22 protein-coding genes are annotated in these 14,945 nt (G+C 35.3%); 3 read left to right on the top strand and 19 right to left on the bottom strand.

Annotated features, from left to right (window positions below; genetic code table 11):
• Positions 1 to 1,087 (top strand): site-specific DNA-methyltransferase (locus BKH46_RS08640; protein ID WP_143428944.1); only part of this gene is annotated, 1,087 nt, incomplete at its 5' end.
• Positions 1,084 to 3,147, top strand: coding sequence for a DEAD/DEAH box helicase family protein (locus tag BKH46_RS08635; RefSeq protein ID WP_095226440.1), 2,064 nt, complete (start codon positions 1,084 to 1,086; stop codon positions 3,145 to 3,147). The genes BKH46_RS08640 and BKH46_RS08635, both read left to right, overlap by 4 nt.
• 27 nt (positions 3,148 to 3,174) lie before the next feature.
• Here the strand turns inward: BKH46_RS08635 and BKH46_RS08630 are convergent, their stop codons facing one another.
• The 19 genes from BKH46_RS08630 to BKH46_RS08540 form a co-directional block, all read right to left on the bottom strand.
• Positions 3,175 to 3,723: a hypothetical protein gene (locus tag BKH46_RS08630; protein ID WP_143428943.1), complete on the bottom strand. Its 549-nt coding sequence runs from the start codon at positions 3,721 to 3,723 to the stop codon at positions 3,175 to 3,177.
• Positions 3,724 to 3,867: 144 nt separating this feature from the next.
• Positions 3,868 to 4,212 (bottom strand): hypothetical protein, encoded by a 345-nt coding sequence (locus BKH46_RS08625; RefSeq protein ID WP_095226438.1) that lies wholly within the window; start codon positions 4,210 to 4,212, stop codon positions 3,868 to 3,870.
• Positions 4,213 to 4,249: 37 nt separating this feature from the next.
• Positions 4,250 to 4,480 carry a shikimate kinase gene (locus BKH46_RS08620; protein ID WP_095226437.1) on the bottom strand — a complete coding sequence of 77 codons (231 nt, stop codon included), beginning with the start codon at positions 4,478 to 4,480 and terminating at the stop codon, positions 4,250 to 4,252.
• Positions 4,477 to 4,770, bottom strand: coding sequence for a hypothetical protein (locus BKH46_RS08615; protein ID WP_095226436.1), 294 nt, complete (start codon positions 4,768 to 4,770; stop codon positions 4,477 to 4,479). Before BKH46_RS08615 ends, BKH46_RS08620 begins: the two co-directional genes overlap by 4 nt.
• Positions 4,771 to 4,829: 59 nt before the next feature.
• The gene (locus tag BKH46_RS08610) at positions 4,830 to 5,012 is read right to left on the bottom strand and encodes a hypothetical protein (protein ID WP_095226435.1); all 183 of its coding nucleotides are present in this window, start codon (positions 5,010 to 5,012) and stop codon (positions 4,830 to 4,832) included.
• Between the two features lie 163 nt (positions 5,013 to 5,175).
• Positions 5,176 to 5,409, bottom strand: coding sequence for a hypothetical protein (locus tag BKH46_RS08605; RefSeq protein ID WP_095226434.1), 234 nt, complete (start codon positions 5,407 to 5,409; stop codon positions 5,176 to 5,178).
• Entirely contained in the window at positions 5,409 to 6,401 is a 993-nt protein-coding gene (locus tag BKH46_RS08600; RefSeq protein ID WP_095226433.1) for a type-F conjugative transfer system secretin TraK, read from the bottom strand. Before BKH46_RS08600 ends, BKH46_RS08605 begins: the two co-directional genes overlap by 1 nt.
• Positions 6,388 to 7,368 (bottom strand): TraE/TraK family type IV conjugative transfer system protein, encoded by a 981-nt coding sequence (locus BKH46_RS08595; RefSeq protein ID WP_095226432.1) that lies wholly within the window; start codon positions 7,366 to 7,368, stop codon positions 6,388 to 6,390. The genes BKH46_RS08600 and BKH46_RS08595 overlap by 14 nt, the downstream gene beginning before the upstream one ends.
• Positions 7,352 to 7,696, bottom strand: a complete 345-nt coding sequence (locus BKH46_RS08590; protein WP_095226431.1) for a hypothetical protein — start codon at positions 7,694 to 7,696, stop codon at positions 7,352 to 7,354. The genes BKH46_RS08595 and BKH46_RS08590 overlap by 17 nt, the downstream gene beginning before the upstream one ends.
• A 36-nt stretch (positions 7,697 to 7,732) precedes the next feature.
• Positions 7,733 to 8,047, bottom strand: coding sequence for a hypothetical protein (locus tag BKH46_RS08585; protein ID WP_095226430.1), 315 nt, complete (start codon positions 8,045 to 8,047; stop codon positions 7,733 to 7,735).
• 81 nt (positions 8,048 to 8,128) lie between these two features.
• Positions 8,129 to 8,962, bottom strand: coding sequence for a hypothetical protein (locus BKH46_RS08580; RefSeq protein ID WP_095226429.1), 834 nt, complete (start codon positions 8,960 to 8,962; stop codon positions 8,129 to 8,131).
• 2 nt (positions 8,963 to 8,964) lie between these two features.
• Positions 8,965 to 9,159 carry a hypothetical protein gene (locus tag BKH46_RS08575; RefSeq protein ID WP_095226428.1) on the bottom strand — a complete coding sequence of 65 codons (195 nt, stop codon included), beginning with the start codon at positions 9,157 to 9,159 and terminating at the stop codon, positions 8,965 to 8,967.
• On the bottom strand, positions 9,156 to 9,716 hold the full coding sequence (locus BKH46_RS08570) for a metal-dependent hydrolase (protein WP_095226427.1): 561 nt from the start codon (positions 9,714 to 9,716) through the stop codon (positions 9,156 to 9,158). The genes BKH46_RS08575 and BKH46_RS08570 overlap by 4 nt, the downstream gene beginning before the upstream one ends.
• Positions 9,713 to 10,432 carry an HD domain-containing protein gene (locus tag BKH46_RS08565; RefSeq protein WP_095226426.1) on the bottom strand — a complete coding sequence of 240 codons (720 nt, stop codon included), beginning with the start codon at positions 10,430 to 10,432 and terminating at the stop codon, positions 9,713 to 9,715. The genes BKH46_RS08570 and BKH46_RS08565 overlap by 4 nt, the downstream gene beginning before the upstream one ends.
• A gap of 61 nt (positions 10,433 to 10,493) precedes the next feature.
• Entirely contained in the window at positions 10,494 to 11,828 is a 1,335-nt protein-coding gene (locus tag BKH46_RS08560) for a hypothetical protein (RefSeq protein ID WP_095226425.1), read from the bottom strand.
• A 202-nt stretch (positions 11,829 to 12,030) separates the two neighbouring features.
• Entirely contained in the window at positions 12,031 to 12,705 is a 675-nt protein-coding gene (locus BKH46_RS08555) for a hypothetical protein (protein ID WP_095226424.1), read from the bottom strand.
• A complete protein-coding gene (locus tag BKH46_RS08550) occupies positions 12,695 to 13,000 on the bottom strand; it encodes a hypothetical protein (RefSeq protein WP_095226423.1) in 306 nt (101 codons plus the stop codon). The genes BKH46_RS08555 and BKH46_RS08550 overlap by 11 nt, the downstream gene beginning before the upstream one ends.
• Complete coding sequence (locus BKH46_RS08545; protein ID WP_095226422.1) at positions 12,975 to 13,751, bottom strand: hypothetical protein; 777 nt, start codon at positions 13,749 to 13,751, stop codon at positions 12,975 to 12,977. Before BKH46_RS08545 ends, BKH46_RS08550 begins: the two co-directional genes overlap by 26 nt.
• Before the next feature lie 523 nt (positions 13,752 to 14,274).
• Positions 14,275 to 14,457: a hypothetical protein gene (locus BKH46_RS08540; RefSeq protein ID WP_095226421.1), complete on the bottom strand. Its 183-nt coding sequence runs from the start codon at positions 14,455 to 14,457 to the stop codon at positions 14,275 to 14,277.
• A gap of 190 nt (positions 14,458 to 14,647) precedes the next feature.
• On the opposite strand from BKH46_RS08540, the gene BKH46_RS08535 reads away from it, so the two are divergent.
• Positions 14,648 to 14,945, top strand: a 298-nt coding sequence (locus BKH46_RS08535) for a TM2 domain-containing protein (RefSeq protein WP_143428941.1), incomplete at its 3' end; no start/stop codon positions are given.

Raw genomic sequence — 14,945 nt, 5'->3', positions numbered from 1 at the left:
CTTACATCTTGCAAGACAATTACTCACTGATGATGGAGTGATCTTTTGCAGTATCGATGATAAAAACCAAGCCTATGTCAAATGTTTATTTGATGATGTGTTTGGTGAGGGGAATTTTGTGGGGGATATTGTATGGCAAAAGAAAAACTCTGGAGGGCAGCACGCAAAATTTATATTGGATTTTCATGAATATATTTTATGCTACGCAAAAAATATAGAAGCCTTAGGTGCTTTTTTGACTTATCGCACAGAAAAACAGCGACAATCCTTTAAGCTAGAAGATGAGTTTATAGAAACAAAGGGTAGATATTTATTGAGTCCTCTAAAGTCTTGGCTTGACTATAGGGAAACGCTAATTTATGATATTGAATGCCCTGATGGCACTACCACAAAAACCCAATGGGTATGTGCAAAAGACACATTTCAGCGATTGAAAAATGAAAATAGAATTGTCTTTAAGAAGAACAAGAATGATGAATGGAGCATTTATAAAAAACAATATGAAAACGAGAATGAAGGATTAGTAAAGACTCCCAGCTTGTGGTTAGACTGCAGCAATAATGCAAATGCAACAAGAGAGCTTAGCACTATTTTTACAGATTCTGAATCTGGAATATTCTCAAACCCCAAACCCGTAGCCTTGCTTAAACGCATTATAGAGATCTCCTCTGCCCCAAATTCCATTATCCTAGACTTCTACGCAGGGAGTGGCACAACAGGACATGCTGTTTTAGAGCTTAATAGAACTGATGGAGGGAATAGACAATTCATACTCGTAACAAACAATGAAGAAACAGAGATCAATCCTAATGGTATTGCCTATGATGTTACAGCCAAAAGACTCAAGCGTATCATGACAGGAGAATGCTACGAAGGGGGGGGGGCGATAAAATGGTTGGAGAAAAACAAACCCTATGGAGATAGTCTAGAGGTTTATGACATAGAACACCTACCTGCTGATAGTGATAAAATATTTGAAAGTATTGATGAGAGTTTATATGATCAACCCAGAATGGAGATTAATGAGAAGATCGATTGGGTATGTGAGAACTTTGAGAAGACTTGTAAGAGAGAGGAGGAGAAATGACAACAGAGATTGAAGAACTCCAAAACAGAGTGGTGGGAGATATTCTCTCGCTCCTATATAATGGCAAGCAAACAATTGGCGTTAAAGCCCCTACAGGAAGTGGTAAAACCCATATGATGGCAATGCTTATGGACAAACTACTCCTAGAGAGCGATCGCTATATTTTTATTGTATCTAGTCTTTCAAAAGGTGATTTGGCTGAACAATGCTATAAGAGCTTTATGAAAAATAGCGAATACAGCTATATGAATCTACGACCTTATCTCATTACAACAGGCAAAGAAAACGAAAAGAACAAAGAATATAGTATCCAAATCCAATGGGGCTACAATGTATATATACTTCCCACAAATCAATATACCACATCATCTCGCATCAATAAAGAGCACTCCTTTTTGATATTCTTAGAAAACTGCAAAAGAGAAGGCAAGGAAATTATCCTCATAAGAGATGAGAGCCACATTGCCACAACAAATTTAGGCAAACTCAATGAGTATTTTAGCAAAACCATCAATTTTTCAGCCACTCCTAAAGACAATAAATTTGATGTTTTATTGAGTGAGCAAGAAGCAGTTGATGCCAAACTTATTAAGCATATTAAATATAGGGATAATGCCAATGATGAGTTGGAAGAAGGGCTTGATAAGGCTTTAAGAGAATACAAAAAAGACATCAGACAAAAATATTTAGACTATGATATTACCCCTGCTTTTATTATCCAGATCTCAAATACCCAAAAAGGAGAGCAAGAATTTGAGAGCATTATAAGAATTGTGGAAAAACATGGTCTGCAATGGGTAAGCTTTTTAGCTGATGATAAAAAATACGAAACCAATAATGCACTCATCAAAGCCAAAGACAAAAAGCTATGGCGTGAGCTAATCAAACAGCCAAACTATCCTGTTGAAGTGATTATATTCAAAATGGTCATTACAGAGGGCTTTGATATACCAAGGGCTTGCTGTCTTTATCAAGTCAGAGATACGCAATCTAGCCAGCTTGATGAGCAAGTAATTGGAAGAGTTAGGCGTAACCCCTATATACAGAAGTTTGAAAAGCTTCCAAATGATATACAAGAACATTTTAGCACTGCCCATATATGGGGGATCACCAAAGATCGCCCCAACAGAGTTAAAGAAGTGCAACTGCGTGGAGCTGAAATATTACATCAAGGGAATGAAATTATCAAAGAGTTTCTGCCGTTCAAGCAAGTTACTCTTAAAGAGGTAGTATTATCCGAAGTTGATATATCTGGTTGCTTTCCTCAAAAAGAAGACAAAAGAAAAAACATATTTACAGCCTATAGAGAGCTTCAAAAATGCGATGAAATCATTAAGAAAAAACGGCTCGAATATGTAAAAGACACTAAAACATACCATCAATTTACTGCCAATCTTGAAGCAATCAAAGAAAAGGTTAAAAGTGTTGTAGAAGACTATGAAAAATATGGATCAATGATAGAAGTCAAAGAAGGGATCAGAAACAGCATTTATGCGTTTATGGATCTCAATGGTAATTCTTATCGCTGTGAAAATGGTATGTGGAGCACAACTCAAAATACCGACAATCAAGACAACCCTGATGAGTTCCATCACGATAGTATCAGTGAGCTTGAGTGGTTTAAGATTCTTGATAATCTCAAAAAAGACTGCTGCAAGGTAGTTACAATCGATGATGATAAATTTTACTTATTTGGCAAAAACTATATAGACAACAACTCCAATATCAAGTTTGATTATTATGACAAAAAGAAACACACAAGTTATCCAGATTTTATATTCAAAGATAAAAACGATACAATCCATATTTTTGAGGTCAAAAGCGTTAATGGTGGTGGTAATGTAGATTTTGATACAGATCGTTATAAAGAAAAGATTGAAAAGCTCAAAAAAGCCTATATGTATGCTAGTAAAAAGACAGGGTATGTCTTTTATATTCCTGTGAAAAAAGATAATGATTGGCAAATCTGGCACTGCGAAAATGGTTGCATAGAAACCGAGAAAAATAAAGCTACTTTTTCAGACTATTTGAGGAATAGAACAAAACCCAGCAGGACTTGAGCTTGCCCTTGTTGGAAAAAAGAGGGGTTATTTGTGAGCGATGGAAAAATATTTTTCTCTGATCTTAGTAATCAGATCTTTAGTCAAAAAGGTCCAAGTAATAAGCCCTATTATATACGAACAATAAGCAATTAGCGACCATATCCCATTAATCTGACTCAAAATCCCAGAGCCTGCCAAAGTAGCAAAAAATATTATAAACACCCAAAATCCTCTGCTAAGGAGTCGCCCCCTATTAAAGTGGAATCCCAACTCTACTTTCGGATCTTTGCTAGGAGTATCTGCTAGATGATTGAGAGTATCAGGTTTTTTTGTTGATTGTTTTGATTTTTCATAAAGCTCTATATACTGCTTCTGGTTGCACTGAAGATAAAAAGCGTTCTTGCCCCATTTTGTATATAATTTGCGATAAGAATAATAAAAAACCCCAAAAATAGCCCCTGAAACAAAAGATATGCTGATTAGGGTTGTGTAACTAAAAACATTGTAGATACCAAATGCTTTTCCTAAAAAGCTTGCTAAAAAATAAATGCCTGAAAATAGGCTGCAAATGAGAATTGTGCCTGAAATAAACAAGACAATGCTCTTGAACGCACTCCACACTAAATCCAATACTTTAAACACTAAGCTTTTCATTATTTTTTTCATCTTGGGCATTCCTTATTATACTTGAGATGTGAATTTTATGTTGTTAATACCTTGATTTTAGATATTTTATGATTATAGCAGAAGTAGTTTTTGAATAAAAGTGTCTTTGATGAGGGTATAGACAAATTCTGGAAGAGGATTTTGGGAATAGATACGCTTATTTCTAATATCTAAGATGCGTTTGGTAGTTTCATAGTTTTTGGAGTTGTCATAAATGGTGATATTATCAAACCAAGGAGCAACAAGCTTGAATGCTTGATTGAGCTTCACAAGATTGTTTTTTATCGTTTGGGTATCTACAAAGTGCAAGCCTTGTTTGACTCTGTATTCAATCCTCTCTTTGGAGATGTCAAGTGCATTACTTACCCCGATATAAAACAATGTTGTTATAAAGCCAGAATTTTTAGCATCTTCCAAAAGTTTCCTTATACTTTGGGGTGTTGTAATGATGCGTTCAAGCACAAAGCTTTGATTGTTTTGAAAATATCCCCTGTCGCAACGCTTCAAGCTCTTTGCTAGCTTGAGCAATCTCACTTTGGGTATATTGCCTATAAGAACCAAATTTGTTTTTATAGTATCTATCCACATCAATAAAAGGGATATGTAGCACTTCGGAAAGATTCTGCCCCATTGTGGATTTTCCCACGCCATTTGTGCCTGTGATGATGATAAAATTTGCCCTCAATAATCCCTACCCTTAATGACATCAAGTTTGGCATATTCTTCTTGGGTGAGCTCTCTTAGGATTTGACTTTTTTGGAGGGTATCTTCATATTTGATGAGATAACACTTCCCATCAGGCTGGAGCAAGAGATTATATTCCTTAGATATGTTTTCATCATAATAAATTGCACTGTGTCCTTCTTGGAGCAATTGCAAGCGAGGATTGACACGCTCTACTGCATCTAAAATCTCATCAAGAGTGCATTGGGGGGATTTTGATTGTGTCATAAGGGCTATTTCTTGTGCTTCCATAATATGATTTCCTTTACTCAAAGTATATCTTGGATTGTAGCACAATCTTAAAATATTTGTTAGACAATGCAAGTATTATGCCTACGCCTTTTGTTGATAAAATCAACTAGCATATTATCTCTTATGGGAAGTTTGACAGATTTGCAAAAGGTAGCTAAAATCATCTCGTGGTTCGAGATTTTTCTCGCTCGCCCTCCTAGTGAGGGAAACCATATAGCTACAATAACATCTGTTGGGGTCATTATGGACTCCTTGTTGGAAGTCCTTGTGTTTTAAGCATAAAAAGCCCCACTGATTGCAATCTTGGTGGGGCTACTTAATTTTTAAGACATTTTAATAAAATAAGTCAATCTTTCATAAGCCTATATTGTTGTGGCAGCATAATTCTACACACAAAACTCCAAATCAAAATGGTTTATCATCTACTGGACCCTGAATCACAATATATGGAGTTTCTACCCACTCATTTGCTATCTCAATGATTTCCAACAAAAAACTATTAGCATTGGGAATGACATTATGTTCAAGCAGTTCATAAGTGGGATACCCATAAGACTTCCAACGGGCATTTATTATAGTAATCACTTCTATCAAAATATCATCAAGATTTGGAATGATTATAGAGAACCTATTATCCATTATTGTGGCTTATTATTGCGTTTGATGATATAGATAGAGGTTGAACGCATCGGTTCTAACACAGGACTTAAAATACTAACCGAGTAAGTATCATCTGGAGTATAAAACATCTCCTCATACAAATTAAGCGTTTTCTTTTTGCTCGTATTGATTAAGTCCCATTTTTCGGCAATATAAAAACGCCCCTGCAAAGAATAATCTTTGATGATTTTGATCTCCTCTTTTTTATATCGATATAGCTCTTTCTTGCTATTCTTCTCATACCCTCTGGGAATTTGATCTCTATAAAGAGCAGTTGTTAAAATATTAATGACTCTCTCGTGTTCGTTGCTTTCAAGTTTCTTAATAGCTATTTTGGCTTGCTCATTATTTGCATCTAAAAATTTATAATAGGTGCTTCCATCATTTTTATTGATGTATAGGTTAATTACAACAGGAAAATCCCCTCCCCATACAACTAATTGGGCTTTCCCCCTGACACTAGAATTGATAACCAAGCGATTATCAGTCTGCTCTATTTTTATAGGCGAGTAATCTTTGCCTTTGATGGCTTCTAAGTCTGGTAACCCTACAGAATCTTGATTAGCACTCCCCTTAAACTCACCAAAATCTACACTCGTAATCAAAAAAGGAAAATCCAAAATGCTATATTTATCTTCGATGACCTTGACATTCACTGAAGCAGCAAGTGTTACCTTCTTTGCCCCTTTAGGTATAGGGGTATTGGCGTAATTAATACCCTTCTTTGATGAGGGCTTGGAAGTGCTTTTATTGCTACTGCGAGGACTGCTTTGGATACTCCTTGAAGTATTGGAGCTTTTATCTGTATCAAGATCTTGATTTTCTTCTTGAGATCCTTGAGCCATCTTTGTCATCATCTCCTGTATTGCTTGATCAGCATTTTTTTGAGCTTCTATAGCATCGGCCGCTTGTGCAAAAACTAAAGGCAATAAAACCACAGCAGTGGATATGATAATCTTATTGAGCTTCATAAGTCCCCTTCTCATCTTCGTTGATATTTATTTTTGGTGTTTCTTTCTCTTTTGATGGATTAGCTTCTGTCCCCACCTCTTTGGCTAAAGAAGCAGGTTGTGTATTCTTATTGCCCTGCCCTTTTAATCCTGAAAGTATATAGTCTTTATCGACTCTAATCTTATAATCTTTCTCCAAAGTTCCTTGAATCATCACCTCCTTGGGTGATGGAGCTTTGTTAGCAGGCTTCTTTTCTGTCCCATCCATCATTCCAAAATCATCAAGCCCACTATTGGCAAGATCCTCCTCATCAATCAACTCCCCTTTTTTCTGTGGCACTTCATCAGCACCTTTAGGGACAATTGTATTGTCATCTAGGCAATCTGTCTTGATGGCATCTTGATAGATTTTAAAGTTATTAATAAAAAAGTGCATTTCATAAAAACAAACCTTTCGCCTTGTAGCTAAATTGGCTATCTTTTGAAAAGCAACTCCATTGTATTTCACAGTAGCTTCAGAGCCACTTTTTTCAAGCTTAACTGATACCCCTGTAGCATCAAATTGAAATCGTTGTGTGATTTGATTTGTTTTTATCGACTGATAATAAGCATCAAATTCAGGTTTTTTAGCCACAAAAACATCGTGGTCAAAAACCTGTGTAGCTTCTTTGATGTTTCCATCAATGTTTGTAGGAGTAAAATTACTCATATAATTCAAAACAAAATCTGCCCATACCCGATAATAAAGAGGATCAGCTTCCATACGAGCAATATCAAAAGTGCCATATGGTGGGAGATTCACTTGAGTAGTGAGAGATTTTGATAATGAGAAATATGCTGAAGTTAGCAATATGAGGATAAAAACCAGCACAGCAATGATTAGCTGAAAAATGCGATTATTGAGAATCAATTTGACCGATCGGTCAAGTGCTTCCTTTCCATAAAACCCATAATCTCCATCATCGTGGCGTTTAGTCGTTGAACTCATGAACCCAACCTTCTGTAAGAAAATATTTAGGCAAACCTTCAACCCCTTTATATTTAGGTCGGTAAATGCCCCTAGAATAAAGCCAATGTATTAAAAACCCACGCTTGTTTTTCTCTTTAAAGTAAATATACAAATAAGTAATCCCCCCTGCAATGCCTAAGCCCATAATAAAAGATGAGCCTGGCTGGGAGGTAACAAAAAAAAGCAAAGTTACAAATCCGATCGCTGAAAATGCAGCTATCATAAAAATATCTGCTTCAATATTAGAGATCAACCTGTATCGGTTGATCCTGTCTGGAAACTCTACAACAATATCACTTCTATTCATAATTTCTCCAAAATATTAGTCTGCCCTTGCACTCACTTAAGGAGTAGCATTAGTTGGGGTATAGCTTTGAGCCCATTCTTTGATTTTATCAATTTGCCCTGGCAAATAGAAGAGTGCTGCAATCAATCCTAAGGCTACGATAGTAACTGAGAGCCACTCTGCACCTCTGAAAATTGCTATGATCGCTGTAGCAAGAATCAAGAAAGCAAGGATCCAAAACACCCAATTCACCCCCAAATCATACATGGCATTTTTGACAGCTTGCATTGGATTGAGTCCTGCTGCAAACGAGATACCAATAAACCCAAGAAGCATTAAAAACAAGATTTTTGATATAAAACATTTTTTCATTTGTTATCCTTTAAAATTTTACAAAATACTCATCATTAAAGATGAACGCCCTACACGAATAGATCCAAACAGAAGCCACAATTAAATTTCAAAATCTAGCTTCTTATCAACAGCTGAATGCAAGTCATACTGGTGATATATAGCCAACATATTTTTCTGCTGCATTTTTCGAAACCTCCTTCTTGTGAAATAAACAAAGACCACATAAATTGCATTGACCATAAAAGAGAGATACATCAAGTGATCGATTGAATCCGAAACATCTTGTGGCGTAAAAAAGAACTTTATCTTTTCTAATAAGAAAGTCAAGTTGCCAATCCAAATGGGTTCAGTGAAATGGATACCGATAAAAACAAACATCAAAATAAACATAGAAACTTCAATGAATCGCCAAGATGAAAGCACAATCTTAAACACTTGTTTTGTTTTCGGCTGCTCCTCATTCTCGATTACAAATTGCTGCATGCCATAAACGACCCACGCATAAAAAAGCAAAGAGAAGAAAAAGATACTTATCGGAATTGGATATGACAAGCCGAACGAAAGTTTGAACTTCGCACACAATATCGTAATCAGAAAACTTGAGATATAAATTAAAAATATATAAAAAAACAACTTGCCTACAATTTTTGCCATCTCGATAGGGAGCATTCGATACTCACTCTCTGTCATATCGATTGTTTTTTGTTTTGAGAAAGAGCTCCCAGAAGCATAAATAGATTGTAGAATATCTGCAACCTCCTGAATATCACTATGGAAAGCATATCGCCCTTTCTTTTTAGGCTCTTCTTGCTCTTTTTCTTTACGCATATTTGCAAATGTATTCCCGTGGTCGCCCCCAAAGCCATAATTTCTTCGGTTATCAAACCCCCTCTTCTCTTGCCCAACAGCAGTCTTATCACCCATACCAAACATTTTTAACACCTTTCATTGCGTACTTCTATTTCAAGTACTTTCTTTTTTGTATCTTCATAAAGCCTTTCAGCTTCAATCATAAACCTCTCATACTCATCAGGATTACGCTTCCTTTGCTTTTTAAGAGAGATTTTCTCTATTTCAAACGCAAGAAGCTGGAATTTGAGTGCAACCAAGTTTTTCACTATGTTTTTCATAACCCTATCCCCTTATAAAACTGACTAAAAGAACTAGGAGTAAGTCCCCACGATTGGCTATATGACAAATAAAACAGCAAGAGCATTGTTGGGAGTAAAATCAGAACCAACAACAGCCATTCTGCAATACTCCCTGTATAAAATCTCAAAAACTTAGGTAACAATACTCCTGAAGCCTTAAATGGGTAGAAATATTTTGGAATCCCACTCTTGGTCAGCATATCACCCAATTGGTGCATCAACATACCAAAACAAACTGCATACACAAAAAATCGTGAGGCATCTAAAAGAATACCACCAATAATAGCTAAAAGCAACGGACACAAAAGAAAATGCGTAAAGCCACGATGCCCAAGTCCAAAATTAATCATATGAGAAATGCCAGGGAGTTTTCTACCGATGAAACTTTTTGGCTCATCAATATCAGGCAGAATTGATCCCAGGGCGATCAAGGGCAAATATTGAATATAATAAGCAGGACTTTGAACAATCAAAGGAGTTTGAGCCAATGCCAAACCCCCTACAATACCCAATGCGATATGGCTTCTGAAAGTCATTGTGCAATCCCTGTGTTTATAAATTTTCTTTTCATCACCTCTTTTTCTTCTTGCTTGCGAGCTAAAAAATCACACTCATTTAGGGCTTCAATATGAAAGTCCTTGGGAGGAGATTCTTTTTCTGAACCATGGTGGTCAAAAAGTGTCTTATAGAAAAGATTGATAAAATTATTAGAGTATCCCCTCTGCTCCATAATCAAAGAAACATACTTGGCACTGACATGATTATGGGGATCATCAGCTCTGGAGAAAGTTAAATCCCTGATTCTGGGGCATTTACCAAAATCATGAGTGAGTGCGAGCAGAGCTACCTCTTCAGCCACGCCATCAGGAATATCACGATTTTTCTCACACGCAATGAGAAACACTCTAAGCGTATGTCTAAGCAAATCTACTTTTTCTAACTCATCAAACATACTATCATAAGCCCTATGCTGGGTTCTATACTTTTTGGGAACAGAAGTCAGCTTACAAAACTCAAAATCCTCTGTATTCTTAAGAAAAAATACTACTAATTCGTTCAGCATTGGGGTCTTAAATCGTTTTTGATAGACTTGGTAAGCTCTACCCACCATTTCATCTCTAAAGTCATTTTTTGACCCCATTCTGTCAATTTTTTGCAATATTTTATTTCTTTCCCGACCTCTCTTTAACTCAAAGAGGAACAACATACTCCGATTGAGTTTCATGGCAATATGTTCAGCTTTATGTTTCAAATTATTCCTGCTTCTCCAAAAATTTGTTGTAAGACACTATGCTCTAGTTTTTCCATTGGCATCACTCCTCTGCAGAAACACCAAGCAAAGACTCAATCTTTGCCTGCACCTCTTTGGGTATTGCCAAAAGTGTGAATCGCTCATTTTTAAAACTATGGACACTTTTGTTGATTTGAAATGAAATTTGATATTTTTTTTCAAACTTACCCAAAATGATTTTCAGTGCATCAACACTGATTTCATCTTCAGGATTGGCAAATCTAAAATTATTGAAAAATCTTTGCCTAAAAATAATATTGTCTTCAATAATAAAAATCTGATCCACATAATTATAGCACAAGACTTCTGTTTTTATGAAAGTTAATACCCCACTCTCTTGTTTGCTTTCACTCCCCTGTGCTGTCTTTAACTTTTCCTTTGTTTCAAAAGACCTAGGATCTTGTTGAGCTACCTCTTCTTTTTTTTCATTCCTTGACTCTAGGGCTTGTGTATTTTCTGAAAGTATCTCATCAGTGATTTTTTGTAAATCAGAAATTTCAACAAAGGGCAGATCTCTAAGATTCTCTTTTTCATTTTTTTTCTGCTTGATCTTTTTCTTATACTCTACAGCATTCATTGGTTTTTTCTCTTTTGGTGTATGGTCTTGTGTCTTGGAAAAACTTGTAAAGAAATTTTCAGCAACTCTCTCAATCTCTTTTTCTTCTTGCTCTTTTTTTAAAAGCCCATCTTTTTCTTCTATTGTTTTTTTAGGCTCTGGTCCATCAAGAATTGAATCCAAATCCTCTCCTTTGATTTCAGAATCAAGTTGAGAAGCAATTTTTTTATTCTCAAGCTCTGGAGAAAAAACTTTTCTAATCAAGCTATTCTCATCAAGAGTTACCCTAACCCCATCTTCAAGCTCAATCTCTTTTTCCTTTTTTCTTTGAGGTCTTGTTAGTCTTTCCTCTGTTGAACTCAAAATAATTTCAGAAGCTTCTTTTGGCATTCTCTCAAACATAATCTTTTTATTTTCACTCAAGTAGAACAAAAACTTAGGATTAGAAAACATACTCATTGCTTGAGAGAAATCCACTTTAAACCCATCACCCTTTTCCATTTTCTTTTTCGTTCGAATAATGCCTATTGCTTCATAGACAAGTCTAACTGTGTAATCATACAGATTGAGTTTGATGTTATCTTCATGATAAGCCCCCATCTCTCTGCCCACACCCTTGTCTTTTTTACGAGGGGGCGATTTCTTAGATCTCTTTCTTTTCTTGAAGAATAAACGAACAAACAAAAACAATACGAGATAAAAGCACAGGAATAAAATCAAGACAACCAAATCAGGTTTTTTATGATAAAACTCTAAAAAAATCTGAAAATACCCTTGCTTTAGATTTGATACAAAATTCACAAATCCTTCTCCTCTTCTTTTGGCACATTAATGAAAACGGTTCTTGTATTTTTCTTACGAAAAATATCTTAATTTATTCAATTTACTAGAATTTAGTAGGATTTACTACAATTTACTAAGATTTACTAAAGTTACCTCTAGTTACTATGATTGAGTAGAATTTACTATAATAATATTATATATATAATGCAACTCTGAAACCCTAAATTTTTAGCATAACCACCTTGTGATTTTTTGTTCGCAGCCAATACTCTCGACATTTACTCGCACCAAAAGCAACTTGCTCAAAATCAATGTAGCGATTATAAAAATGCTCCATATTCTCTACCAAAGTCCCTGCTGTAGGTATATCACCAATAATATCAAACAACACATCAAGCTTGATAGTCAATGCTGCCATTTGCCTTGCTTCTTTACCATCAATACGCTCATACACAATGGGTCTATAGAAACTACTCAACACAAAAGCTTTGTTCTTGGGCATATAAGGCTTCCCTCCTGCGACTAGCCCCAAATAATCCTCAAGTAACTTGCATAAAAATAAAGGGGCTTTCATACGCTCTCTAATCCCCTCTCTGACTGCAAAATCAAGGATAAAATCTCGCTGTGTTTGGGGAGAGAAGTTCTTACTCAATGCCAAAATAAACAAGTTATATTCAATATTAATAGCATCATATCCAGCTACAGAAACCCTCAAAATCATAGGGAACGAATTGCCATCTTTTTGCTCATCTTTGATATTAAAATTAACAGCTTCAACAAACAAATTATAAAGAGTATGGGACAACATTGACTTACTAAATAGCGTAGCAACTTGTAGTGGATCTTTGTAATCAACTACCTCTCTTGGTAGATATTCCATAGTCTTAATCTCCATTTTTACCTTCCTTTTCAAGGGCAATTCCATCATTTTCCATCCTCTTTAACTCTACAACTAAGTCAGATATTGTCTTTTTGAGTCCAGAAAACTGCCTACTATTAACAAGTGGTGTCCAACCAATTCTGCTTATAACAAACTCCAAATCCTCATAAAACTTCAAATCCACAATCAACATTTTGCTAAAAACCTTGACTGCCTTTTGTATGTTTTTCTTGCTTTCTATCTCCTTCAAAATAGAATTAACACCATTGTTTTTGCGTATATTTCTACTGCGCTTTTCTAATTTTTCCATCATCAATCCTTTCTTTTTTAGTCCAAAATAAGCTAAAACCCACTCTCTTTTTAATGGCTTCTGCCACCTTTCCAAGAATAGAATCTGCATATTTTTCATAAACATTTAAAACAACTAAAGCTCTATTTAAATCAACTTTAGCAACATTAAAGTCTATCTTTTTACCACTTTTTTTCTCAATATAAGCAAACAAACTCTCAATTTCTTTCTCTACAATTACATCATTTTTTCTCACTCCTTTTAAGATAATTTGCCTATCCTTCTCAATCCTTATTGACTGAATAAACACATTAAAATTATGTCCAACTGCAATCAAATCAGTATCAAAAAAGTCATCAATAGACACAAACAATCGCACTTTTAATGCCAACATTTCTCTATCTTTGACAGCCATTTCTATATGCTTCTCACCCAAACTAACAATATGTGTTCTTACTATTTTATTGCAAAATCGTGAGTGATAAAGCCCTCTTAATAGCTTAAAGTTCTTCCTACTTAACACCTCTTTCCTATGCACTTTTAATGCATTAATAAGGCTCTTTTTAATAATACTAAACCTCTCTCTACTTGCTTTAAAGCATACACTTCTGCCATTTTTTTCAGCATAAATATACTGCTTTTCCATATCAAAATAAAGTATTTTATACTCAGGATAAGCATCTTTAATCGCAACAAAAATCATTTGTATCAACGCTCTTTCACTGCAAAAATACTCTTCAGCGAGTGCATTTAGATCAGCTCTTATGTTCAAAAGTATCCCCTAAGAATAGTTTTTGGGTATCAAAAATCAAGAAAAAATACCAAATTATATTCTACTTTTTGTTATTTTTCCACATTTTCCTCCACTCTTTTAGTTTGTACCATGGTACAAATCCCCTATAACTTCCTATTTTACATACTTCTATCGTTCTAAAAACTTCTTTTTACCGCCTTTTGGACTGATATTTGTGTCTAGACTTTTATTTATGTCCTTTAGACTGCTTTTATACTACTTTAGTAAGTTGCTCCATCTTAAGTCTGTCTATTTATGTCCTTTAGACTGAAAAATATGTCTAGACTTTTTTGGTGGTATTAAAGTAGTCTTTTGGAAGTCTTTCATACTACTTTTTATGGCTAAACTACTTTGGTAGGACTTTAGTGGTAGAAAAGGTGGAAAAAGTAGGAGAAAGGAAGTATATAAAATTACCAATCAGCAAATATAGCCAAGAAGACTCAATCTTTTCTCTTTCAAGGGCATACTCTCTTAATAAAAACAGCTAATCAGTTCAAAATATTTAGCAATCATCACTCAAATCTATCTCCAAATCCTCTGTCATATCATCTCCATATCTCATATACCTTTGGGATCTTATTTTTTCTAATCTATCAACCCATAGCCCAGATTGAATATCCCAACTTCCATAAAGTTCCCCTGCAAATTCAGCAACTCTCCTCAAATCCTCTTTATCTAAATCCATTTCCATACTCCTTTAAACAAACCTTGATTGCTGCAATATATAACTATATTATAGCAGCTTGCCACCATATCCCAACAATGCTTATCCCAATCAAGAAGTTGAGGGTATTTTACAGATTTGGTATAATAACTCACGCTTTTAGACTTAAGCCAAAAGCTTAGATCTTGAGCAATCTATTCAAGGAGTTTTGATGTATTGTTCAGAATGTGGCAAAGAAGTCAATCCCAAAGCCGTGATCTGCACCCATTGTGGTTGTAAGATCAAACAAGAGGGGCGTAGTTTTGTGGTAACTCTTTTGCTTTGGTTTTTCTTAGGCACTCTAGGGGCACATCGCTTCTATACAGGCAAGATAGGCACAGGGGTGGTGCAACTTCTTTTAACCATCACTATTTATGGTCTATTGATTAATATTGTTTGGCTTCTGATTGATCTCATAACAATCCTTACAGGTAGTTTCAAAGACAAAGAAGGCAGAGATTTAGCAAGGT

The sequence above is a fragment of the Helicobacter sp. 12S02634-8 genome, from assembly GCF_002272865.1.
Classification (GTDB): Bacteria; Campylobacterota; Campylobacteria; order Campylobacterales; family Helicobacteraceae; genus Helicobacter_J.
Note: the sequence above shows the minus strand (reverse complement) of the source record. Positions and strands in the feature narration are given on the sequence as shown.

Coding starts and splice junctions, on each gene's coding strand:
- BKH46_RS08635 (WP_095226440.1), top strand. CDS start 1,084: ATGACAACAGAGATTGAAGAACTCCAAAACAGAGTGGTGGGAGATATT.
- BKH46_RS08615 (WP_095226436.1), bottom strand. CDS start 4,770: ATGGAAGCACAAGAAATAGCCCTTATGACACAATCAAAATCCCCCCAA.
- BKH46_RS08610 (WP_095226435.1), bottom strand. CDS start 5,012: ATGACCCCAACAGATGTTATTGTAGCTATATGGTTTCCCTCACTAGGA.
- BKH46_RS08605 (WP_095226434.1), bottom strand. CDS start 5,409: ATGGATAATAGGTTCTCTATAATCATTCCAAATCTTGATGATATTTTG.
- BKH46_RS08600 (WP_095226433.1), bottom strand. CDS start 6,401: ATGAAGCTCAATAAGATTATCATATCCACTGCTGTGGTTTTATTGCCT.
- BKH46_RS08595 (WP_095226432.1), bottom strand. CDS start 7,368: ATGAGTTCAACGACTAAACGCCACGATGATGGAGATTATGGGTTTTAT.
- BKH46_RS08590 (WP_095226431.1), bottom strand. CDS start 7,696: ATGAATAGAAGTGATATTGTTGTAGAGTTTCCAGACAGGATCAACCGA.
- BKH46_RS08585 (WP_095226430.1), bottom strand. CDS start 8,047: ATGAAAAAATGTTTTATATCAAAAATCTTGTTTTTAATGCTTCTTGGG.
- BKH46_RS08580 (WP_095226429.1), bottom strand. CDS start 8,962: ATGTTTGGTATGGGTGATAAGACTGCTGTTGGGCAAGAGAAGAGGGGG.
- BKH46_RS08575 (WP_095226428.1), bottom strand. CDS start 9,159: ATGAAAAACATAGTGAAAAACTTGGTTGCACTCAAATTCCAGCTTCTT.
- BKH46_RS08570 (WP_095226427.1), bottom strand. CDS start 9,716: ATGACTTTCAGAAGCCATATCGCATTGGGTATTGTAGGGGGTTTGGCA.
- BKH46_RS08555 (WP_095226424.1), bottom strand. CDS start 12,705: ATGGAGATTAAGACTATGGAATATCTACCAAGAGAGGTAGTTGATTAC.
- BKH46_RS08550 (WP_095226423.1), bottom strand. CDS start 13,000: ATGGAAAAATTAGAAAAGCGCAGTAGAAATATACGCAAAAACAATGGT.
- BKH46_RS08540 (WP_095226421.1), bottom strand. CDS start 14,457: ATGGATTTAGATAAAGAGGATTTGAGGAGAGTTGCTGAATTTGCAGGG.